The organism is Ruegeria sp. YTSA105, assembly GCF_059610225.1.
Genome location: NZ_JBXWNE010000002.1, coordinates 404,683 through 426,555 on the forward strand (window position 1 = coordinate 404,683; position 21,873 = coordinate 426,555).

General features: G+C 57.3%; 24 protein-coding genes. 13 read left to right on the top strand and 11 right to left on the bottom strand.

Annotated elements, in window-relative coordinates:
• Positions 1-7: 7 nt before the first annotated feature.
• Positions 8-1,585: a bifunctional metallophosphatase/5'-nucleotidase gene (locus tag AC2FH2_RS04660; protein WP_271948004.1), complete on the bottom strand. Its 1,578-nt coding sequence runs from the start codon at positions 1,583-1,585 to the stop codon at positions 8-10.
• 107 nt (positions 1,586-1,692) lie between these two features.
• Here AC2FH2_RS04660 and AC2FH2_RS04665 point away from each other — a divergent pair, with 107 nt between their 5' ends.
• The 4 genes from AC2FH2_RS04665 to arsC are packed head-to-tail and all read left to right on the top strand — an operon-like array spanning position 1,693 to position 3,852.
• Entirely contained in the window at positions 1,693-2,031 is a 339-nt protein-coding gene (locus AC2FH2_RS04665) for a DUF952 domain-containing protein (protein ID WP_496693347.1), read from the top strand.
• The gene (locus AC2FH2_RS04670; protein ID WP_496693346.1) at positions 2,028-2,459 is read left to right on the top strand and encodes a DUF1330 domain-containing protein; all 432 of its coding nucleotides are present in this window, start codon (positions 2,028-2,030) and stop codon (positions 2,457-2,459) included. The genes AC2FH2_RS04665 and AC2FH2_RS04670 overlap by 4 nt, the downstream gene beginning before the upstream one ends.
• Positions 2,456-3,514, top strand: a complete 1,059-nt coding sequence (locus tag AC2FH2_RS04675) for a quinone-dependent dihydroorotate dehydrogenase (RefSeq protein WP_496714387.1) — start codon at positions 2,456-2,458, stop codon at positions 3,512-3,514. Before AC2FH2_RS04670 ends, AC2FH2_RS04675 begins: the two co-directional genes overlap by 4 nt.
• Positions 3,511-3,852: an arsenate reductase (glutaredoxin) gene (gene arsC, locus AC2FH2_RS04680; RefSeq protein WP_142632827.1), complete on the top strand. Its 342-nt coding sequence runs from the start codon at positions 3,511-3,513 to the stop codon at positions 3,850-3,852. The genes AC2FH2_RS04675 and arsC overlap by 4 nt, the downstream gene beginning before the upstream one ends.
• Here the strand turns inward: arsC and AC2FH2_RS04685 are convergent.
• From AC2FH2_RS04685 to AC2FH2_RS04695, 3 genes are read right to left on the bottom strand one after another with little or no spacing between them, the layout of a single operon-like run.
• Complete coding sequence (locus AC2FH2_RS04685) at positions 3,849-5,165, bottom strand: MATE family efflux transporter (protein WP_496823026.1); 1,317 nt, start codon at positions 5,163-5,165, stop codon at positions 3,849-3,851. The two genes, arsC and AC2FH2_RS04685, sit on opposite strands and share 4 nt — an antisense overlap.
• 6 nt (positions 5,166-5,171) lie before the next feature.
• Positions 5,172-5,690 carry a PaaI family thioesterase gene (locus AC2FH2_RS04690; RefSeq protein WP_271948008.1) on the bottom strand — a complete coding sequence of 173 codons (519 nt, stop codon included), beginning with the start codon at positions 5,688-5,690 and terminating at the stop codon, positions 5,172-5,174.
• On the bottom strand, positions 5,690-6,109 hold the full coding sequence (locus AC2FH2_RS04695; RefSeq protein WP_496823028.1) for a PaaI family thioesterase: 420 nt from the start codon (positions 6,107-6,109) through the stop codon (positions 5,690-5,692). Before AC2FH2_RS04695 ends, AC2FH2_RS04690 begins: the two co-directional genes overlap by 1 nt.
• Before the next feature lie 113 nt (positions 6,110-6,222).
• Between AC2FH2_RS04695 and AC2FH2_RS04700 the strand changes: the two genes are divergently transcribed.
• The 8 genes from AC2FH2_RS04700 to AC2FH2_RS04735 all read left to right on the top strand — a co-directional run bounded on the left by AC2FH2_RS04700 (position 6,223) and on the right by AC2FH2_RS04735 (position 14,007).
• Positions 6,223-6,591, top strand: coding sequence for a MerR family transcriptional regulator (locus AC2FH2_RS04700; protein WP_142632819.1), 369 nt, complete (start codon positions 6,223-6,225; stop codon positions 6,589-6,591).
• A 298-nt stretch (positions 6,592-6,889) separates the two neighbouring features.
• Positions 6,890-7,291 carry a MerR family transcriptional regulator gene (locus AC2FH2_RS04705; RefSeq protein WP_142632817.1) on the top strand — a complete coding sequence of 134 codons (402 nt, stop codon included), beginning with the start codon at positions 6,890-6,892 and terminating at the stop codon, positions 7,289-7,291.
• Between the two features lie 48 nt (positions 7,292-7,339).
• On the top strand, positions 7,340-9,121 hold the full coding sequence (locus tag AC2FH2_RS04710) for an acyl-CoA dehydrogenase C-terminal domain-containing protein (RefSeq protein ID WP_496823029.1): 1,782 nt from the start codon (positions 7,340-7,342) through the stop codon (positions 9,119-9,121).
• 51 nt (positions 9,122-9,172) lie between these two features.
• On the top strand, positions 9,173-9,385 hold the full coding sequence (locus AC2FH2_RS04715; protein WP_142632813.1) for a hypothetical protein: 213 nt from the start codon (positions 9,173-9,175) through the stop codon (positions 9,383-9,385).
• Positions 9,386-9,464: 79 nt separating this feature from the next.
• A complete protein-coding gene (locus AC2FH2_RS04720; RefSeq protein ID WP_142632811.1) occupies positions 9,465-10,103 on the top strand; it encodes a glutathione S-transferase family protein in 639 nt (212 codons plus the stop codon).
• 10 nt (positions 10,104-10,113) lie between these two features.
• On the top strand, positions 10,114-11,325 hold the full coding sequence (locus AC2FH2_RS04725; protein ID WP_142632809.1) for an acetyl-CoA C-acetyltransferase: 1,212 nt from the start codon (positions 10,114-10,116) through the stop codon (positions 11,323-11,325).
• Complete coding sequence (locus tag AC2FH2_RS04730; protein WP_496693341.1) at positions 11,325-11,813, top strand: cupin domain-containing protein; 489 nt, start codon at positions 11,325-11,327, stop codon at positions 11,811-11,813. The genes AC2FH2_RS04725 and AC2FH2_RS04730 overlap by 1 nt, the downstream gene beginning before the upstream one ends.
• Positions 11,806-14,007: a 3-hydroxyacyl-CoA dehydrogenase NAD-binding domain-containing protein gene (locus AC2FH2_RS04735; protein ID WP_496677960.1), complete on the top strand. Its 2,202-nt coding sequence runs from the start codon at positions 11,806-11,808 to the stop codon at positions 14,005-14,007. The genes AC2FH2_RS04730 and AC2FH2_RS04735 overlap by 8 nt, the downstream gene beginning before the upstream one ends.
• Before the next feature lie 67 nt (positions 14,008-14,074).
• On the opposite strand, the gene AC2FH2_RS04740 is transcribed toward AC2FH2_RS04735, so the two are convergent.
• The 3 genes from AC2FH2_RS04740 to AC2FH2_RS04750 all read right to left on the bottom strand — a co-directional run bounded on the left by AC2FH2_RS04740 (position 14,075) and on the right by AC2FH2_RS04750 (position 16,570).
• Positions 14,075-14,803: a Hint domain-containing protein gene (locus AC2FH2_RS04740; RefSeq protein ID WP_496823031.1), complete on the bottom strand. Its 729-nt coding sequence runs from the start codon at positions 14,801-14,803 to the stop codon at positions 14,075-14,077.
• 187 nt (positions 14,804-14,990) lie between these two features.
• Positions 14,991-15,638, bottom strand: coding sequence for a sulfotransferase family 2 domain-containing protein (locus AC2FH2_RS04745; protein WP_496823033.1), 648 nt, complete (start codon positions 15,636-15,638; stop codon positions 14,991-14,993).
• Positions 15,635-16,570 carry a DMT family transporter gene (locus AC2FH2_RS04750; RefSeq protein ID WP_142632801.1) on the bottom strand — a complete coding sequence of 312 codons (936 nt, stop codon included), beginning with the start codon at positions 16,568-16,570 and terminating at the stop codon, positions 15,635-15,637. The genes AC2FH2_RS04745 and AC2FH2_RS04750 overlap by 4 nt, the downstream gene beginning before the upstream one ends.
• Positions 16,571-16,722: 152 nt before the next feature.
• On the opposite strand from AC2FH2_RS04750, the gene AC2FH2_RS04755 reads away from it, so the two are divergent.
• Entirely contained in the window at positions 16,723-17,736 is a 1,014-nt protein-coding gene (locus tag AC2FH2_RS04755) for a hypothetical protein (protein ID WP_496823035.1), read from the top strand.
• A 6-nt stretch (positions 17,737-17,742) separates the two neighbouring features.
• Here AC2FH2_RS04755 and upp read toward each other — a convergent pair whose 3' ends face one another.
• The 4 genes from upp to AC2FH2_RS04775 are packed head-to-tail and all read right to left on the bottom strand — an operon-like array spanning position 17,743 to position 21,870.
• Entirely contained in the window at positions 17,743-18,375 is a 633-nt protein-coding gene (gene upp / locus AC2FH2_RS04760; protein WP_496692450.1) for a uracil phosphoribosyltransferase, read from the bottom strand.
• The gene (locus AC2FH2_RS04765) at positions 18,372-19,358 is read right to left on the bottom strand and encodes an adenosine deaminase (RefSeq protein ID WP_496823036.1); all 987 of its coding nucleotides are present in this window, start codon (positions 19,356-19,358) and stop codon (positions 18,372-18,374) included. The genes upp and AC2FH2_RS04765 overlap by 4 nt, the downstream gene beginning before the upstream one ends.
• Entirely contained in the window at positions 19,355-20,566 is a 1,212-nt protein-coding gene (locus AC2FH2_RS04770; protein ID WP_281994361.1) for a phosphopentomutase, read from the bottom strand. The genes AC2FH2_RS04765 and AC2FH2_RS04770 overlap by 4 nt, the downstream gene beginning before the upstream one ends.
• On the bottom strand, positions 20,563-21,870 hold the full coding sequence (locus AC2FH2_RS04775) for a thymidine phosphorylase (RefSeq protein ID WP_496823051.1): 1,308 nt from the start codon (positions 21,868-21,870) through the stop codon (positions 20,563-20,565). The genes AC2FH2_RS04770 and AC2FH2_RS04775 overlap by 4 nt, the downstream gene beginning before the upstream one ends.
• Between the last annotated feature and the right edge of the window lie 3 nt (positions 21,871-21,873).

A 21,873-nucleotide genomic window follows, 5' to 3' on the forward strand; every position in this document is an offset into this window, starting at 1 on the left:
GGTCGCCTTACTTTTGCTTGATGCGACCGTCCAGATAAGGCTGGTAAGGCGCGTTTTCGGCTAGGTATTCCGCCGTGACATCTGCAAGATCCGGGCCAAAGTCATAGGCATTTTTATCGTCGCCTTCGAACATACTGTACCCGTCACCGCCATTTCTGACGTAGTTATTGGTAACGACAAGGTAAGTCGCCGCCGGATCAATCGGGGTAAGCCCATCGCCGTTGGATACCATGACCTCTGATACGCGCCCTTCGTTTGGTGCCACCGATGCGTCCCAAACAAAGGTCAGACCGGCAACCTGCGGAAAGCGGCCCTTGACCTCTTCTACCTGGCTCACGCCGTTTTCAAGCGCGTCAACGATGCCTTGTCCGCTGATCTCAAAGGTTGAAAGCGTATTCTGGAACGGCAGCACGGTCAGAACTTCACCCATGGTCACGTCGCCAGGGTCAATCGAAGCACGCAAGCCGCCAGAGTTCGCAATCGCGATATGAACGCCCTGATCAGCAACCCGCGCAAGCATGGCATCAGCGACCAAATTGCCCATCTGACATTCCTGAACACGACAGATCGAACGGTCACCCTCAATCGCCTCAGACGTGCTGGCCACGACCTTATTGCGGATTTCGTCCAAAGGAGCGGCCAGTTCCGCGATACGGTCCAGCGAGGCCTGATCTTCGGCCACGTTGTTGTCCATGATCAGCGGCTCACCAGCCGCCGCGACAACATTTCCGTCGTCATCAAAAGTGACATTCAGCTCGCCCAGGAATTTGCCATAGGCATAGGCCTGAATGATCTGCACGCCATCGACCACTGTCGGATAGGGGCCAACAGCCTTGTCAGAAACGTTGGACAAATATGTATTGGAATGCCCACCTACGATTACGTCAACGCCGGTCGTTTCCTGTGCAACACGCTGGTCGACAGCATATCCCGAATGGCTGAGAACGATGATCTTGTTCACGCCTTCCGCGGTTAGCTTGTCCACTTCGGCCTGAACCGCGGGAACCGGGTCCGAGAATGTGATGTTCGGGCCAGGAGAGGCCAGTTCATGCGTGTCTTCCGGCGTCAGGCCAACAAGGCCGACTTTTTCTCCGCCGACTTCGATCACTGTAGACTTTTTGATCTTGCCACTCAGCAATTCTTCGCCGGAAAAATCCGCGTTCGACATCAGCACCGGGAAATCAACCGTGTCGATAAAGCCGCGCAGGACTTCCGGGCCATCATCGAATTCGTGGTTGCCCACGGTCATAGCGTTATAGCCCAGTTTGTTCATGAACTCGGCCGCGACCTTGCCCTTGTAATAGGTATAGAACAACGAGCCCTGAAACTGATCGCCGCCATCTACCAGGATCGAGTTTTCGGCACGTCCGCGGGCTTCTTCCACTGCTGTTACGAGACGGGCAGATCCGCCAAAACACTTGCCTTCGGCGTTGTCATCTGAACTACAGCCACTGTCATATTTGTTGATCGGCTCGATACGCGAATGAAAGTCGTTGGTGTGCAGAATGGTCAGTTTATATTCGGCGGCGGCCATTCCTGCAGTCAAACCCAGCACAGCAGCCGAGGCTAGGAAACGGGTGAACATATTTTAACTCCCTTTGTTAATTGCCAAGATGTTGCGCCGCCTTCAGCAAAGAGTCAAAGGGGGAAATCCGGCTTGAATCTAGCCGCAGCGCGGGGCATGACCGTTCTATGCTGATTTACAAGATTTTCCGCGCCAACGAATGGACGGCGCTGCAGACCGATGGCGCCACGGATGGTGCTCCGATTGATGTTTCGGACGGTTTTGTCCACTTTTCGACAGCTGAACAAGCTGCGGAAACCGCTGCCAAGCATTTTGCTGGCGCCGAAGGTTTGACGCTGTTGGCCTGCGATGCTGACGCGATGGGCGAGGACCTGAAATGGGAGGTTTCGCGGGGGGAGGCTCTGTTTCCGCATCTCTACCGTCAAATCCGTATGACCGACATTATCTGGTCTTGCCCCCTGCCCTTTGACGGCAAGGCGCATCACTTCCCGGACGACATGAAATGACGGGGTATATCGACCCGGATCGCGCCCAGTTTGAGGCCTTCAAGGTACTGGATCGTGACCAGCCTATTGAGATGCTGAACCTGGTGAGGTTCCGCAACCGGGCCGAATATCCATCGGGGCACGAACTGGCCAGAAACGGTCTGTCGGGCGCTCAGGCCTATCGAAATTATGGGATAGAAACCGCGCCGATCATTACCCGCCTTGGGGCAAAGATCATTTGGCGCGGCGCGTTTCAGAATACGTTGATTGGCCCGAAGGATGAGGCATGGGACGCGGTATTTATCGCGCGTTACCCATCGGCGCATGCCTTTCTGGAAATGATATCCGACCCTGATTACAAACAGGCGATCGTGCATCGTCAGGCTGCGGTGAAGACCTCTCGCCTGATCCGGTGCGCGCCGACCGAAGGCGGAGAAATGTTTGGATGAAACTGACTGAAAAGCTGGGGCTGGCTGCCCTGCACCGCTTGGACCCGGAAACTGCACATGCCCTGTCGATCAAAGCCCTGAAGGCAGGGCTTGCGCCTGCACCAGGGCCGGTCACGTCACAGCGTTTGCAGACCAAAATCGCCGGGCTGAATCTGCCCAATCCGGTTGGTCTGGCCGCAGGGTTCGACAAGAACGGAGAGGTTCTTGGCCCCCTGTCCCGCGCCGGGTTTGGGTTCATCGAAGTCGGTGCCGTTACCCCACGCCCGCAGCCCGGCAATCCCAGGCCGCGCCTGTTCCGCCTGACCGAAGACAAGGCTGCCATCAACCGCTTTGGCTTTAACAACGAAGGGATGGAGGCCATGGCCCGTCGTCTGGCGGCGCGCCCCAGGGATGCGGTGATCGGACTGAACCTTGGTGCGAACAAAGACAGCGATGATCGCCCCGGCGACTTTGCCAAGGTACTGGCCCATTGTGGGGCGCATCTGGATTTCGCTACGGTCAACGTGTCATCTCCGAACACTGAAAAGCTGCGGGATTTGCAAGGCAAAGCGGCGCTGAGCGCTCTGTTGAGCGGCGTGATCGAAACCCGAAACACCCTAATGCGCCCTCTACCAGTATTCCTCAAGATCGCCCCCGATCTGACCGAGGATGAGCTGCGGGATATCGCCGAAGTGGCCCATGAATCGGGCGTTGATGCGGTCATCGCCTCGAACACCACTTTGTCGCGCGATGGGTTGCGCAGCGCACACAGAGACGAAGCAGGCGGCTTGTCCGGCGCGCCTTTGTTCGAAAAATCCACCCGCGTTCTTGCCCGGTTTAGCCATTTGACCGACGGTCAGATTCCGTTGATCGGCGTTGGTGGCATCAGCACAGCAGAACAGGCCTATGCCAAGATATGCGCCGGTGCTTCGGCCGTGCAATTCTACACCGCGATGGTTTTCGGTGGTATCTCACTTGCAGCGGAAATCGCGCGAGGCTTGGATGACTTGCTGGCGCGCGACGGGTTTGAAACAGTTGCGCAGGCCGTTGGAAGCAAAAGACAGGACTGGATATGATCGAATACTGGCACAATCCCAGATGCTCCAAGTCTCGCGCAGGGCTCGCTTTGCTTGAGGAAAACGGAGCGCAGGTCGAAATTCGCAAATACCTTGAGGACACGCCTTCGGCAGACGAAATCCGGGCCGTACTTACACGCCTTGATATCCCCGCCATCGACCTGATGCGGACTAGCGAAAAGCTTTTCAAGGAACTGGGCCTAACCAAGAATACCGCTCAGGATGACCTGATCACAGCAATGGCGGCCCATCCGATTTTGATCGAGCGTCCGCTTGCAATCAAAGGGGACAACGCAGCCATTGGTCGCCCTACTGAATCCCTTCTGGACCTTCTTTAGGCGACCAAAGCCTCAAGCTTGGGGTATCGCCATCCCAGCGTGCAGGCGCGCGCGATGTTCAAGATCATCAGCGCGGCCCAAAGGCCGTGATTGCCCAGCGCAGGCACCAGTATGAATAGGGCCAAAACATAAATCGCAACCGAATGGATCATCGCATTGCGCATTGCGCGCGTCCAGGTCGCACCTATGTAGATGCCGTCAAACATCCAGCTTGCCACTCCGATCACCGGCGCCAGCGCCGCCCAGACCAGATACTCGCGTGCGGCTAGTCGCACCTCAGGTGCGGTTGACATCAGGTCGATCAACGCTGGTCCGGCCAGATAGAAAACCGCACCGAGTACAAATGCACCCCCTACCCCCCATTGCGAAGCCATGGCCGCGGCTCGGCGCACCTGATGCCGATCCCGCGCACCGATGGCGCCGCCGACCAGAGCCTCGGCGGAAAAGGCGAATCCATCCAGCGCAAAGGCGGTAATTTCGAGAAACTGCAGCAGGACCTGATTGGCTGCCAGATTAACATCCCCCAGATCCGATCCGACGAAGAGGAATGTGGTAAAGGCGCCGGTCAGCAATACCGAACGGACCATGATGTCACCATTCACCTGCATCATCTGACGCAGACGCGTGGGATCAAAAATTCGCGGCCAGTCACGCCATTGATTCCCGGTAAAAGCACTGCGGCACAGCCAGAGACCCAGTGCCAGCCCGCTCCACTCGGCGATGAGCGTCGCGATGGCCACCCCCTCGACGCCCCAACCCAGACCAAGCACAAACCACAGATCCAGGAGAATATTCAGCCCGTTCATCCAGACCTGCAGGACAAAGACCCCACGCGTACGTTCAATCGCAATCAACCAGCCAGTGATGGCGAACAGCGCAATCGTTGCCGGCGCACCCCAGATGCGTATCCGCAAATAGTCGCGGGTCAGCGCCTCAACCTCGGGGCTGGCGGGGGAAAGGGCAAAAGCCCCTTTGAACAAAAGGACTTGGGCCAATATGAAAACCATACCTGCCGCACTGCCCAGCAATATGCCCCGCATCAGCAGCGCACCGGTTTCTGCAGTGTCACCTGCCCCGCGCGCCTGCGCCGCCAGGCCGGTGGTCCCCATCCTCAGAAAGCCGAATATCCAGTAGATCGAGGCCAGAATCACGGCCCCCATCCCAACAGCCCCAATCGGCGCAGCCAGACCCATCTGCCCGACTACGCCAGTATCCACGGCCCCAAGGATCGGAACCGTGGCATTCGACAGCACGATGGGCGCTGCAATTTTAAGCACGCGCCTGTGCGTGATGGGTGCCGAGGCGTCTTGCATGGAAATCTACTCAGCTTTCGATTTGGACTGCGGCATCAGAAAATGCCCGCTGGCCTGTGCGAAAGGACGCTGATGATTGTCCTGCCACGCTTCGACACGAACCGACGCATACCGGCGCCCTAATCGGCGAACAAAGGCACGCGCATAGGCATCCCGTGGCAAGCCCGATCGCAGGTAATCAACGGTAAAATCTACTGTTTTTGGAAACATGATGGTTTCATCTTGAAAGACCGTGCTGGCATCCAATTCGCCGTTTTCGATCCGGGGAAAGAAATACTCCCAACTCAGGGTGATAACCGCGGTTACTTCCAGAAAGGCAGCCGTCACACCACCATGAAGCGCCGGAAGCATCGGGTTTCCGATCAGCTTTTGGTCAAAGTTCAGTACCCCGGTCAACTCATTTCCCCGCCGGTCAAATTCGATTCCGAGAAACTGAATATATGGAACACCATCCACGATTGCCTTCAGTGCTGCATCGCGACGCTGTTCGATGAGCTGCATGGCTTCGGGCCGAGGTCGTGACATCATCGGCTCTCCACTGTGAATGAACCGGTGGCGGTTGCCACGGGCAGGTCCTTGTCCTCATCCTTCGCAGTTGCGCGGACAAAGGCCACGTTTCTGGTGATGTGATAACAGACAGCATGTGTCGTAATGCTCTGTCCTGGCGTCGCCGGGCGCATGTAGTCTATCCGCAGATCTATTGTCGCGGTGGCGCCGGGCGAAGAAGGATGGCACATGACCGCGGAACCGCAGCAGGTGTCAAGCAGGGCAAAAACCGCCCCGCCATGGATCACACCCGTGCGTGGATCACCGATCAGTTCGGCCTTGTAGGGCATCGAAATCTCGGCCTCGCCATTACCCATTTTGGTGAGTGTCAAACCCAAAGCTTTGGCATGCGGAATGGCCTCAATAAACTGTCGTGCTATAGCAGCTTTGTCGACCATCTACTTGTGTCCTCTCTGTTTCTCCCTTTATGAGCGTCAGGCTAGCAAAAGAGCAAGCCCGCCTGTTGCGCTTGAAGTCGCCACGTCCTACGCTGTTTCGAAGGAGACCAGGAATGCCCGACAACCGTTTGTCATTCAAAGAGATGTGCGCCGAGTTTGACGTGACTCCACGTACCCTGCGCTACTATGAATATATCGAACTTCTGCAGCCTGACCGCGAAGGCCGAACTCGCTTTTACGGGCCTAGGGAATGCGCTCGGATGACGCTGATCATGCGGGGACGGAAATACGGATTTCCTCTGGAAGATATCCGCCAGTGGCTGCTGATCTACGAAGATCAGGGGAATCAGGCACAGATGAAGGCCTTCATCGAAATGGCCGAACATCAGCTTGTCGAACTGAACAATCAGAAAAAACAGTTAGATGAAGCCATAGATGCCTTGGAACAAATGCGTGACCAGACCGCGAAATTGTTAGACTAGGCATTGCTGCCCAGCTGACCGCGTTTACTATCGGATTTGCCAAAGCCAAAAACAGACCCTTCCTGGGCTCTTTTACCCTTTCAGCATGCTTTTCCGTGTTTGGGAAATTGCATCTGGAAGGTGATCTGACGTGACGTCCTGAAATTCCCTGCAGTAGAAACCTTGACGCGAACGGAAGTTACGTCAACTTATTTGTGACGCAGCGTTCGCGTTACGTGAACGGCATCTACGTGCTGTAAGACGCGCATCGACTGCGCAAATCAGCTTAACGAAGGCCAGTTACAAGAGTGCAGAAACCATGACCGAAGATCTGATGACCATTCGTGAAATGTGCGAGACCTATGATGTCACGCCGCGCACATTACGTTTTTACGAGGCAAAGGAACTTTTGTTTCCGATCCGCGAAGGGCAGAAACGACTGTTCACCAAAAGCGACCGGGCGCGTCTCAAGCTGATCCTGCGAGGCAAACGCTTTGGCTTCAGCCTGGAAGAAATTCGCCAGCTTCTTGATTTGTATCACGTAGGTGATCAGCAGGTTACACAGATGACCCGCACCTATGAGATCGCGTGCGAGCGGCTTGCCGATATGGAATCCCGGCGTGAAGAGCTGACCCAGGCCATTGACGATCTAAAAGAACAGTTGAGATGGGGCGAGAAAGTGATCGCCTCGATCAAGAGCGACAAAAAGGCCGCAGAATAACCCCGGCGGCACCCACCCACCGGACAAGCGAAACTAAGGAAGTTCCCAATGCCCGTATACAATGCACCAACCAAAGACATGCAGTTCGTATTGCACGAAGTGCTCAATGTATCGGGATCGGACATCCCGGGTTATAGCGAGCTTGAACCTGATTTTACCGGCGCTGTCCTAGAAGAAGCCGGTAAGGTGGCGACAAATGTTCTGCACCCGCTGAATACAATCGGTGATACCGAAGGATGTCGTCTGGAAAACGGTGTGGTATATACCCCTACTGGCTTTAAAGACGCATTCGATCAGATGAAGGAAGGCGGCTGGACCGGCCTGGACATGCCCGAAGAGTTCGGCGGCCAGAACATGCCTTATGTCATTGGCTCTGCCGTGGCCGAGATGTTTTCCGCCTCGAACCAGGCGTTCACCATGTATCAAGGTCTGACCCACGGCGCAGCCTCGGCCATTCTGGCGCACGGCACCCAAGAGCAGAAAGAAACCTATCTGCCGAACATGGTTAGCTGCGATTGGACCGGCACCATGAACCTGACCGAACCGCATTGCGGCACCGACCTGGGTCTGATGCGCACCAAGGCTGAACCGCAAACGGATGGCTCCTACAAGATTTCCGGTCAGAAGATCTTTATCTCGGCTGGTGAACACGACATGGCCGACAACATCATTCACCTGGTGCTGGCCAAGATCGTGGGCGGCCCCGAAGGCATCAAGGGTGTATCCCTGTTCATCGTTCCTAAATTCATGGTGAACGAAGATGGCAGCCTGGGTGAACGCAACGGCGTATCGGTCGGCAACATCGAAGAAAAGATGGGCATCCACGGCAACTCGACCTGCGTCATGAACTATGACGAGGCAACCGGCTATCTTTTGGGCGAAGAGCATAAAGGCATGCGCGCGATGTTCACCATGATGAACGAAGCTCGTATGGGTGTAGCCATGCAGGGTCTGTCCCAGGCCGACGCGGCCTATCAGAACGCGGTGGAATACGCCAAGGACCGCCTGCAGGGCCGCGATGTGACCGGCGCGAAAAATCCGGACGGTCCAGCCGATCCGCTGATCGTGCATCCCGACATCCGCCGCAGCCTGATGGATCAGAAGAGCTTTACCGAGGGTGCCCGTGCCTTTGTTCTGTGGGGAGCCACCATGATCGACAAGGCCCACCGCTCTGGTGACGATGCCGCCGATGGCCTGATCTCACTGCTGACGCCGGTCCTCAAAGGGTTCCTGACCGACGAAGGCTATGACATGACGGTCAAGGCCCAGCAAGTCTATGGTGGCCACGGCTACATCGAAGAATGGGGCATGTCGCAATATACCCGCGATGCCCGGATCGCGATGATCTACGAAGGCGCAAACGGCGTTCAGGCGCTTGACCTTGTGGGCCGTAAACTTGCCCAGGATGGCGGCAAACACGTCATGGCGTTTTTCGAAGTGGTCAAAAAATTCTGCAAGGAAAACGCAGGTCAGAACGAAGCCTATGATACGGCGTTTATCGAACCGCTGAAAGCGGCCTCCAAGGATCTGCAGGCCGCTGCCATGTACTTTATGCAAAGCGGCACCAAGAACCCCAACCATGCGCTGGCTGGGTCGAATGACTTCATGCACATGTTCGGTCATGTCTGCCTGGGCCTGATGTGGGCACAGATGGCAAAAGCTTCTTATGCCGCACTTGAAGCCGGGACTTCGGACACCGAGTTCTACGAGACAAAGATTACCACCGGCCAGTTCTACATGGCGCGTCGCTTGCCAGCCACCGGTCTTCATCTGACACGCATCCAGAGCGGTGCGGATACTGTCATGGGCCTGGACGCGGCAAGCTTCTGATCTCTGACCGGCCCCAGACCATCTTGGGGCCGGCCATTCGAAAGGCTCGATATGCCAAAACGATTTCGCCTGACACGCCGTTTCCCGGTCGCCATGACCGAAGACGGCTATCGCAAACTCAGAGGGTTCGCGCGCGAGGCTGGTCTGGACGAAGGTGAGGCACTGTCATTCCTGTTCGAGAACTTCAACAGCGTCATCGACGAAGAGAGCCTGACGCACCGTTTGCGTATCTTCAATTCCGAACTTGAAGAGCGCAAACGATAAGAAACCAGACCCGCCCGAAAAAGGGCGGGCTACGTGATACAGCACATCGCACTGACTCATGTGCCAAGGGAGGCAAATGATGACCATCAAACTGCATTGTTTCGGCGTCAGCGGAAACTCGTACAAGGCGGCGCTGGCTCTGGAGTTATCAGGGTTAGAATGGGAAGCCGTCGAAGTCGACTTCTTCAAAGGAGTGACACGCACTCCCGAATTTCGTGCCACTGTCAACGAAATGGGTGAAGCGCCCGTCATGATTGATGGCGACTTCCGCACCAGTCAGTCCGGGGCCATTCAGACTTATATAACTGAAAAGACAGGCATGTTCGGAGGAAAGACACAGGAAGAGAAATACGAGGTACTGCGCTGGGTGCTGTGGGACAATCACAAACTCAGCTCGATGGCAGGCCTGACCCGTTTTTTGATCAACTTTCTGCCGGAAGAACATCGCAACCCAGATGTGATCGCATTCAACCAGGGTCGTCTGAAGGCTGCGTATCAAGTCCTGGATGCACATCTGAACGGTCGCGATTGGATCGTTGGGGACGGTGTAACCAATGCTGATCTCAGCTGCTGTGGCTATCTCTACTATCCTGAACCCTTCGGCTTTGACCGCACCGAATGGCCAAATATCGACGCCTGGCTGACACGCTTGTCCCAGCAGCCTGGCTGGAAACACCCCTACGACCTGATGCCCGGCTCTGTGCCGGATCGAGCTTAAGGAGAAAACTATGACCGACGCATATATCTATGACGCCCTGCGTACTCCGCGCGGCAAAGGCCGCAAGGATGGTAGCCTGCACGAGCTGACTTCGGCGCGCCTGTCCTCGCTGACATTGAACGCCGTAAAAGAGCGGAACAATCTAGAGGGCCACGCCGTAGAGGACGTCATCTGGGGCAACGTAACCCAGGTTATGGAACAGGGCGGCTGTCTGGCACGAACCGCAGTGCTGGGTTCTGATCTGGATGAATCGATCCCCGGGCTGGCGATCAACCGGTTCTGCGCCTCGGGCATGGAAGCTGTGAACCTGGCTGCCAACCAGGTCAAAGGCGGCGCAGGCGACGCCTATATTGCAGGCGGGGTCGAGATGATGGGCCGTGTTCCGATGGGCAGCGATGGCGCTGCGATTGCGGCTGACCCTTCACTGGCGATGAACACCTATTTCGTTCCGCAGGGTATCTCGGCTGATATCATTGCGACCGAATACGGGTTCACACGCGATCAGGCTGATGCGCTGGCGATGGAATCGCAGCGCCGTGCAAAAGCTGCGTGGGACGACAACCGGTTCTCGAAATCGGTCATCACCGTTAAGGATCAGAACGGCCTGACCATTCTGGACCATGATGAATACATGCGCCCCGGCACGGACATGCAAAGCCTGGGTGGCTTGAACCCCGCATTCCAGATGATGGGCGAGCAAATGCCCGGCTTCGACAACGTCGCAAAGCTGAAATACCCGCATCTGGAAAAGATCAATCATATCCACCACGCGGGTAACAGCTCGGGCATCGTGGATGGTGCGGCGGCAGTTCTGATCGGCAACAAGGAATTCGGCGAGAAATACGGCCTGAAGCCGCGCGCACGCATCAAGGCCACGGCCAAGATTGGCACCGACCCCACCATTATGTTGACCGGTCCGGTTCCGGTGACCGAGAAAATCCTCGCCGACAACGGCATGAAAATCAGCGATCTCGACCTGTTCGAAGTGAACGAAGCCTTTGCCTCGGTTGTTCTGCGCTTCCAGCAGGCATTCGATGTCGATCCGGCTTTGGTCAACGTCAATGGCGGCTCGATTGCAATGGGCCACCCGCTGGGCGCGACCGGCGCGATGATCATCGGCACCCTGCTGGATGAGCTTGAACGTCAGGACAAGGAAACCGGGCTGGCCACGCTTTGCATCGCATCCGGCATGGGTGCAGCAACGATCATCGAGCGCGTCTGATGCCAAAGCTGGATCTCTCTCAGATTCCGTTTCAGGGCGGCTCGGCCTATCCCGGCAAGCTGGCCGAGGCGACCGCAGGCCGTTTTGTTCAGCGCCTCGGTGATGCGGGCGGGCTAACCCAGTACGGTGTGAACATCGTGCGGCTGGAACCGCAGGGCATGTCCTCGCTGCGCCATTACCATATGGAGCAGGACGAGTTTGCAATCATGCTAAGCGGCACCTGTACGCTGATCGACGACGATGGCGAGCATGAAATGCAGCCCGGCGATTGCGCCGCATGGCCCGCAGGTGAAGCCAACGGCCATCACCTTGTGAACAACACCGATGCGCCTGCGACCTTTCTGGTGGTGGGCACACGGACCCCGAACGAGACCGGCTATTACAGCGACTTAGACATGATGGTGAAGGATGATGAGAACGGATTCTCCTTCACCCGGAAAGATGGCAGCCCGCTAGCGGCTGACCAGATTGGAGATGACAATGACTGATTTCACTCTGAGCAAAGACGCGGACGGCGTCGCCATTATCACCTGGGACGTTCCAGGAAAATCCATGAACGTGATGTCTTTTGACGGCTTCGCACAGTTGAGCGATTGCATCGATCAGGCACTTGCCGATGACGAGATCAAAGGCATCGTTATCACCAGCGGGAAAGAAGGATCGTTCGCCGGTGGCATGGACCTGAACCTGCTTGCGGTGATGAAAGAACAGGCGGGCGACAACCCAGCCAAGGGCCTGTTCGAAGGCACCATGAATATGCACGGCGTGCTGCGCAAGATCGAGCTGGCGGGCATGGACCCCAAGACCAAGAAAGGCGGCAAGCCGATTGCAACCGCCCTGCCCGGTACAGCCGCAGGCATTGGCATGGAACTACCGCTGTCGACGCATCGCATCTTTGCAGCTGAGAACCCAAAGGCGAAATACGGCCTGCCTGAAATCATGGTTGGCATCTTCCCCGGCGCTGGTGGCACCACCCGTATGGTCCGCAAGGTCGGTGCGATTGCAGCCGCTCCGCTGTTGCTGGAAGGCAAGATGCTGGACGTCAAAAAGGCGAAAAGTGCAGGCTACATCGATGAGATCGCAGAGGATCCAGTTGCCGCGGCAAAAGATTGGGTGCTGAACGCCAAAGATGCGGACATTGTGAAGCCTTGGGATGCCAAGGGTTACAAAATGCCCGGTGGCGCGCCTTACCACCCTGCCGGTTTCATGAACTTCGTCGGCGCCTCGGCAATGGTGAATAGCAAAACTCAGGGTGCGTTCCCTGCCGCCAAGGCGTTGCTAAGCGCTGTTTACGAAGGTGCGCTGGTTGATTTCGACACCGCGCTGAAGATCGAAGCCCGTTGGTTCACCTCCGTTCTGATGAACCCGTCTTCGGGTGCCATGATCCGATCACTGTTCCTGAACAAGGAAGCCTTGGAAAAAGGCGCCGTGCGTCCTGCGGGCGTACCGGATCAGTCAGTCAAGAAGATCGGTGTTCTGGGCGCTGGCATGATGGGTGCGGGTATCGCACTTGTGTCGGCGCAGGCCGGTATGGAAGTTGTTCTGGTCGACCGCGATCAGGAAGCAGCAGACAAAGGCAAAGCCTATACCGAGACGTACCTGGACAAAGGTATGAAGCGCGGCAAGGTTACGGCTGAAAAGAAAGAGGCCATGCTGGGCCGCATCACCGCGACCCCTGACCTTGATCATCTGAAGGGCTGTGACCTGATCATCGAAGCCGTCTTCGAAGACATGGGCGTCAAGGCCGAGATGACCAAAAAGGTCGAGGCGATCATTCCCGAGGACTGCATCTTTGCCTCGAACACCTCGACCCTGCCGATCAGCGACCTGGCCAAAGCTTCGGTGCGTGCGGATCAGTTCATCGGCATCCACTTCTTCTCGCCCGTCGAGAAGATGTTCTTGGTCGAGATCATCAAAGGCAAGGAAACCGGTGATCGCGCAGTGGCCAAGGCGCTGGACTATGTGCGTCAGATCCGCAAGACGCCGATCGTGGTCAACGATGCCCGCTTCTTCTACGCCAACCGCTGCATCATTCCCTACATCAATGAAGGTGCCCGGATGGTGACCGAAGGCGTCAGCCCGGTTCTGATCGACAACGCGGCACGCCAGTTGGGCTTCCCTGTCGGGCCGATCCAGCTGACTGATGAGACCTCGATTGATCTGGGTGCCAAGATCGCACGCGCGACCAAGGCCGCGATGGGCAACGAATATCCTGAAAGCCCGTCCGATGATCTGATCTTCTGGATGGAAGAACAGGGCCGTCTGGGCCGCAAGGCAAACGCGGGCTTCTTCGACTATGACGAAAAAGGCAAGCGCGTCGAATATTGGAAGGGTCTGCAGGACAAGTATCCGCTGGCAGAGGATCAGCCCGACCTGATCGAAGTGCAGGAACGCCTGATGTTCGCTCAGGTTCTGGAGGCCGTCCGCGCATTGGAAGAAGGCGTTCTGGAAGACATCCGCGAGGGTGACGTCGGCGCAATCTTGGGCTGGGGCTTTGCACCTTGGTCAGGTGGCCCGCTGAGCTGGCTGGACATCATCGGCACCCCTTATGCGGCCGAGCGCTGCGATCAGTTGACCGCACAATATGGGGAACGGTTTACCTGCCCGCCGCTGCTGCGTGAGATGGCAGATAAAGGCCAAAGCTTCTACGGGCGTTTCAACCCCGAAGCCAAGGCTGCCTAAACAGTTGGTGCTGGCGTAAGATACCTTACGCCAGCACCCTGCTTATCGTGTTTGGTTGGCCTGCCGTTCAGATCACTGGGAGAGGCCGACCCGGACGACCCGGGCGACGCGCACCCCTGCTGGGTCTCAAAGGGACAACTTGTTCCAGTGAGATGGGTGCAGGCAGCGCACCCAACGGGTTGGCAAGGGCTGCCACGCGGCCCTCAGTTCGTATATCTTCGACCAATTCCGCCGCTGTTTCGCTTTCGGCAATTTGATAGCCCGCACTTGTGCCGCTGTGGCCGCCGAATCGCCCTGACGGGCAGAAGGCGCGCATGCCGCCTTCCATATAGACCACTTCATCCTCGTCAAAGAACAGTGCGCTGACATCGAATGATGATGCCGGGACGTCCGACTTGATGCGGAACAAACCGCTCAACTTTCGTGCTGCCACAACAGTCAGATCTGCGGTGCCATGCTCCAATGCTATACCCTGTTCAGGCATGATCCAAATCGTACCTGGGCTGTCGACGGCACTTGGGGGTACGCGGACTGGCAAATACTCGATCCGACTTTCTTCAGTAGGAACCGAAATCGTATCGACAGAAATGCGCCTTACTACCTTAAAGCCGTTCTCGACTGTCCGGATCAGATCACCAGGCTGAATGTCTTCAATCGGCGTCCAGCCGTCGACAGTTGAAACCCTGGTCCCGTGGATCAAGCCGCCACGGCGCGCGTTCAGTTCTACTCTGGTTTCGAATTGTGTCCGGCTTTCCGGAACATCTGAAATACCCATGTCACTCACTACTTCAAACACGTGCCTCCCCCCCTGCTGGCACCAAAAACAATAGATATTCATTAGCATCCAAACCGATCACGCGTCCAAATTTTGACACATTTGAGCCTGATTTGGGTCCCAAACCCCGTTGGATAACGCTAAAAACGGAACAACGATCTGTAATCGCCCGGTATTAAGTCCCGCACGGAAACTATATTTCTGTCATCTAATCAAAAGAGTATCCGAATCTGTCTATATCTTCAGCGCAAGCCTCGGCGATGGTCTCCTGTGATGCGGCTGAATAATAGCTGCGGTAATCTTTCGCCCGCTCTGATCGATTCAGGTGCGGCAGCGTGATCCGGAACCCCAAATGGTCAAACAGAGGCTCTGCGTCCTGATCAAACGCTTCGAGCCTGATGAAATCCTGGCATTGTTCAATACCATCGGCTCGCGTCACGTAGTGCCGCGCCGGATGCTGACGGAGCGACTGTTGCGTCGCAGGGTGGCAGACAAATCCTTCAAACGAATGGGCGCGGGCCAGCGCGATTGCGGGGTGATCAAAGCCTTGCACCTTGAGCCAGTGATAATAGCTGACAAGCCGATCCCAGGGATTTCGGACCAGGGTAAAGACTGTCATCCCCGACAACTCATCCGGTGAAAGAACACCTTCGATATCGGCGAGGGTTGAATGTTTCCAAAGGCGGCCACGCGCCGATAGCTGTTTGATCCGCCTATTGCGTTTCTTTGCCTTGGGCGTATCTCCCAGCAAAATATCATCCTTCATCGCGCGCTGTTCCAAAGCCAGCGACAAAGATGTCCCTCCAGTTTTGGGAATGTGGACGAAGATATAAGAGCGACCGCGCGAAATGATCACGATGCGGCCTCTGTAGCGGCGGGACGCGTGGACCGCCAGGCCAGCAGAACTCCGGCCGTTGCGATCAGGCATATGCCGAGGATCTGCAGAACACCGATATTCTGCCCAAAGACCCTCCAGGCGAACAAGGGTCCAAATATCATCACCGAGTATTCAAACACCGCCACATAAGAGGTCTCACCGATCTGATAGGATTTGATCAGCATGAATACCGCAATCGTCGACCCTATTGCCTGAACTATAATCCAAGGAATTGCCGGTCCCATTTGCCAGACCCAGCCACGGGTGACGAAGCCCTCCGGCCCAGCGACCGGAACCCCCGGAAACAAGGATAACACGATCAGCCCTACCGCTCCGGCCACTCCCAAGGTTGTCACCATAGCCGCCAGCAATGCCGTCGTGCTTTCCTGCGCGCAGTGGCTTCGGGTGATGACTGAACTGAACGCGTAGAACAGCCCTCCGGCGACCGGCAACAGCGTTTTTGCATCAAACTCGCCGGGATTCGGCTGCAACACGCACAAAATCCCGGCAAACCCTACTGCAACGGCCAGAATACGCCATGGGCCTATCCGTTGCTTCATGGCGACGGTTGTAATCAACAGCACAAAGATCGGCGACGTGAACAAACCCGCCAACGCCTGCGCAATCGGCATCAGCGCAAGCGAGGCAAAATAGAACAACATGGCCAATGTGATGAGAACACTACGCAGGATCACGGGGCCAAGCCTAATCGGGCGCAAGCGGCCCAGCCCAAGCAGTGACAGGCCCATTATCAGCGGTAGCATGAGCAGTGCCCGGCTGAAATGGAACTGCCACAGACCGATCGTTTCGGCCACCAAGATGACCACATTATCAATCACGCCGATGATTGCCATAGCACTGACCATCAGCACCGAGGCCAAAACCGGTGAAGTCTGGGTGTCCGCCTGCATCATTTTCCCCGCGGCATGATGGAGAGCGGTAACAGAATATTCCGCTCGTCTAGGTATCCAGCACATTTCCTGAACGTCGCGCAACAGGTTTGCGCCGGTTGAATTTAGCGTGTTAAGCTGGCTCCAATTAAGAACGAGCAGACATCACCCCGATGACGGCACTGAAACAGTTCCAGCGGATCGAAGCCACCGGTCTGTGGCGCCCCTCGCCCGATGTTCAGCGGCGCGAGGTTGTTGTGTCGATTGGTGAAGCGACGCTGACGATATCGGATTTCAACGACCGGGCCCTGACTCATTGGTCGCTGGCTGCGCTAGAGCGCCAGAACCCCGGTGTTTTCCCTGCAATTTACCACCCGGATGGCGACCCACAAGAGACGTTGGAACTGGCCCAATCCGAAACCACGATGATCGAAGCCATTGACCGTCTGCAGCGTGCCATCGACTGGTCACGCCCCCACCCCGGGCGTTTGCGGTGGTTCAGCGTGGCCGGGGTTGTGGCTGCTGTGGCCGCGCTGATGCTTCTGTGGTTGCCGTCGGCACTGCAAAAACATGTCGTATCCGTTGTGCCCGAAATCAAGCGTATCGACATCGGCGACACGATCCTGAAGCGCATTGAACGCGTGTCGGGCCGCGCCTGCGCCTCCGAAGGCACCCAAGAGGCACTGGACCATCTGGCGGCAAGAACCGGCGTACGCGCGGTTGTTATCCTGCCTGCCGGGGTTCAGACCAGCCTGACCCTGCCGGGAGGAATTGTCCTGTTGAACCGATCTCTGGTCGAAGATCACGAAGACCCCTCGGTCGTGGCCGGGTACATCCTTGCGGAACGTGCACGTGTGCAGGCACAGGACCCACTGGATGATCTGCTGGACCGTACTGGCATCAGATCTGCGTTCCGCCTGCTGACAACCGGTGAGCTGACACCTCAGATTGTCGACAGTTATACCGAAGAAGTTCTATCAGAACCCCGTCCGACTGTACCCGACGAGAACCTGCTGGAAATTTTTGCCGAGGCAGCTTTGCCCTCAGTCCCCTTTGCTTATGCGACGGACGTCACAGGTGAAACCGTGCTGGGCCTGATCGAGGCCGACCCGATGGCGGGCCAGCCCCTGCAACAGATACTGCCAGATCGCGAATGGGTCCGTCTGCAGAATATATGCGGCGGATAAGCCCGCTTATTTGGTCCCGAACATCCGGTCGCCCGCATCGCCCAGACCCGGCATGATATAGCCTTTTGAGTTCAGCTCACGGTCCAGTGCGGCGGTGACTATGTGAACATCCGGGTGCGCCTCTTTCATGCGGGCAACACCTTCGGGGGCAGCCAACAGGCAGAGGAAACGGATATCCGTCGCGCCCGCCTCTTTCAGCAAATCAATCGCAGCGGCCGAACTGTTGCCGGTTGCCAGCATCGGGTCGACAGCAATGACCAAACGGTCCTTCAACCCCTCAGGGGCTTTGAAGTAATATTGGACGGGCTTCAAAGTCTTTTCATCGCGGTACAGGCCAACAAAGCCAACACGGGCCGAGGGGATCAGTTCCAAAACGCCGTCCAGCATTCCGTTACCGGCGCGCAGGATAGAAACCAGCGCCAGTTTCTTACCTGCCAGGATGGGGGCGTCCATCTCTTCCATCGGGGTTTCAATGTGCCGGGTAGTCAATGGCATTTCGCGCGTGATCTCATAGGCCAGAAGCAAGGTGATCTCACGCAGCAACTGACGGAATTCGGCGGTCGAAGTGACCTTGTCCCGCATGAGCGTCAATTTATGCTGCACCAACGGGTGGTCGACGACGGTCAGGTGTTCGCTCATGATATCTCCAGTCTTTTCTTGACCCGCGCACGGGTCGCTTCATCGCAAAAAGCCGCATTCAGGGCGGTTTCATTCAGGGCGGCAAAATCCTCGGCCTCCCAACCGAAAGCTTTGGCCAACATCTCATATTCACGCCGCATTGTGGTATGGAAAAACGGCGGATCGTCGGTGGACACGGTGACCTTGACACCTGCCTCGCGCAACTTGGAAATCGGGTGGCTGGCAAAGTCAGGAAACAGGCCCAGAACCACGTTCGAGCCTGGGCAAACCTCGAGCGTCACACCACGATCAACGATCTCATGCACAAGGTCGGGTTCTTCGATCGCACGCACGCCATGGCCGATGCGTTCAACTCCCAGATCACGGATCGCATCGCGGACACTATCCGGCCCACCGAACTCTCCGGCATGGGTGGTCAGGCATAGTCCGGCCTCGCGCGCGCAGTCAAACGCCCACTTATAGTCGCCCTGAACCCCCATGGATTCATTGCCCCCCATACCGAACCCGGTAATCCAGTCGCCCGCAGTTTCAGCAGCACAATATGCACTGAGCTTGGCCTGTTGGGGTCCGAAATGCCGGACACAGGTCACCACGCCGCGCAGAGTGATATCGTATTTCCGCTCGGCTTCATCAGCGGCATCCTGAATGGCACTTAGATAGTCGCGCCAGGCCACCAAATCGCCACCGCCACAGAAATCGGGGCTCAGAAAGCTTTCCGAATACACCACCCCGTTCGCCGCGCTTTCTTCAAGAATAGCCAACGTCAGACGGCGGAAATCCTCGGGCGATTTCAGCACTTCACAGGCGGCCTCATATACGCTGAGGAAATGGGCGAAATCCCGGAAATCATAAGACCCGTCATGTTTGAAAATCCCGCTCAGGTCGATGCGCTTTTCATGCGCCAGCTGACGGATGAAGGCAGGCGGCGCGGCACCTTCGTGATGCAAGTGCAGTTCGATCTTGGGTAGGTCAGCGACAGTCATAGAAAGCTCCGCCCCGGCCCTTGTGCCGGGATATTCAGGTGATGTGCGATACTGGCGGCAATGTCGGCGAATTTGACCTGACCGATCTGCCCCGCACCCTGCCCTGCAATCAGGACAGGTACTTGCTCACGCGTGTGGTCGGTGCCGATCCAGCTTGGGTCGTTGCCGTGATCAGCGGTCAACAACATTAGGTCATCGGGGCGCAACCGGGTCAGAATTGCACCTATCTCTTGGTCAAACCATTCCAGCGCGCGGGCATAGCCGCTGATGTCGCGCCGATGGCCATAGAGACTGTCGAACTCGACAAAATTAGCGAATGTCAGGCTGCCCTCTTCGGCCTCATCGACCAGATCGGACAGATGACCCATCAAGTCAGCATCCGACCCTTTGCGCAGCGTGTCGATTCCCTGCATGGAAAAGATATCGCCGATCTTGCCCACTGCATGAACACGGCGGCCCGCATCCTGACACCAGTTCGTCAGCACCGGAGCGGGCGGCACGATGGCAAAATCCTTGCGGTTGGTCGTGCGGGTGAACCCTTGTTCGGGCGAGCCGACAAAGGGCCGTGCGATCACACGCCCCACTTTCATCTGGTGCAAACGTGGGGCCAGCGCGCGGCAGAGGTCAAGCAGACGGTCTAGGCCGAAACTTTCTTCATGCGCGGCGATCTGAAAGACACTATCGGCCGAGGTATAGCAGATCGGCCAACCGGTTCGCATATGCTCGGCCCCCAATTCGGCGATGATCGTGGTGCCCGAGGCGTGGCAATCCCCCAAAACCCCTTCGGTTCCGGCGGCCTCGGCTGCGACCTTGCTCAGATCAGCCGGAAATGATGGTGTTGTATTGGGAAAGTAATGCCAGTCCCACGGCACAGGCAGCCCTGCTAGCTCCCAATGCCCCGATGGCGTGTCCTTGCCCGGAGAATCCTCACAGGCGCAGCCCCACAGACCTGTCGGCTGGGCCAGCAAACCCGGCGTTTCCGCACCCGAGGCCAGCCGTGCCGCAGCACCCAACCCCAGCGCATCCAAATGCGGTAGATGCAAAGGCCCGGATCGCCCCTCTTCCGCCTGACCTTGTGCACAAGCCTGCGCGATATGGGCCAGAGTGTTTGCCCCAGTATCCGGCATGTCGCCATTAAAGAACTGATCAGCATCGGGCGCGCCGCCGATACCCACAGAATCCATCACCACAAGGAAGGCGCGGCTCATGGCGTGATCCTCTCGTGGACAAGGGATGGCACCACTGGTTTACCCGTTCCAAGCGTGATCGCCTTTTGAACAGCATCAGCCGCACGTCGCGCGGCATCCTCGCGGGCGGCATGGACGACAGCCAATGGAACGCCTTTTTCGACCCGGTCGCCCAGTCGCACCAGATCTGACAGCCCGACCGCAGGGTCGATCACATCGCTTTCAACCTGACGTCCGCCACCCAATTCGACAACCGCAAGGCCCAGCGCCTCTCCGTCTATCGTGGTTACATAGCCCGCAGCGGGAGCGGGCACTTCCAGGATCACGCTGGCTTCGGGCAAATAGCGCGACCAATCGTCGACAAAGTGAATGGGTGCCCCAACTGCGGCCATCATGCGGCCAAACCGTTCTGCGGCACGGCCATCGCGGATGACCTTGGCGATTTTGTCCCGGCCTTCATCTGAAGTGGCAAACATACCGGCGTCAGCCAACAGAACCCCACCCAGTTCGGCAGAGATCACAGCCAACGGCGCGTCAGGCGCTTGGGTCAATACCTTCATGACCTCATCCACCTCAAGTGCATTGCCCAGCGCAGAGGCAAGCGGCTGGTTCATATCGGTTATGACTGCCGAGGTCCGACACCCTGCAGCGTTGGCGGTTTCCGTCAGCGCCCGTGCCAGATTGCGCCCGTCATCAAGGGTTTTCATAAAGGCCCCACTGCCAACCTTAACGTCCAGCACCAGCGCATCCGGGCTGGCCGCAAGCTTTTTCGACAGGATCGAAGCGGTGATCAGGTCGAGGCTTTCAACTGTCGCCGTGACATCCCGAATGGCGTAAAGCCGTTTGTCCGCTGGCGCGATTTGCCCGGTGGCGCCGACAATGGCTGCCCCCGTTTCGTTCAGCACCTGCACCAGCCGGTCCTGGCTGATCTGGGTGGTCACACCGGGGATGGATTCGAGCTTGTCCAGCGTGCCGCCCGTATGTCCCAGTCCCCGGCCAGAAATCATTGGCACATAGGCCCCAAGCTCGGCCAGTGCGGGGGCCAGTACCAGGCTGACGCTGTCGCCCACACCCCCGGTCGAGTGTTTATCGATTACCGGACCTTCCACATCCCAGTTCAGGACATCGCCGCTGTCGCGCATCGCAATGGTCAGATCGGCACGGCCCTGCGCGCCCAACCCACCCATGCAAACCGCCATCGCAAACGCCCCTGCCTGCGCGTCACTGACCCCACCATCGGCAAGCCCCTGGGCAAACCAGTGCAGTTCCTCGGCGGAGGGTATATCCTTGCGGCGCAACTTTGCGATGATCGAGCGGGCGTCCATGGG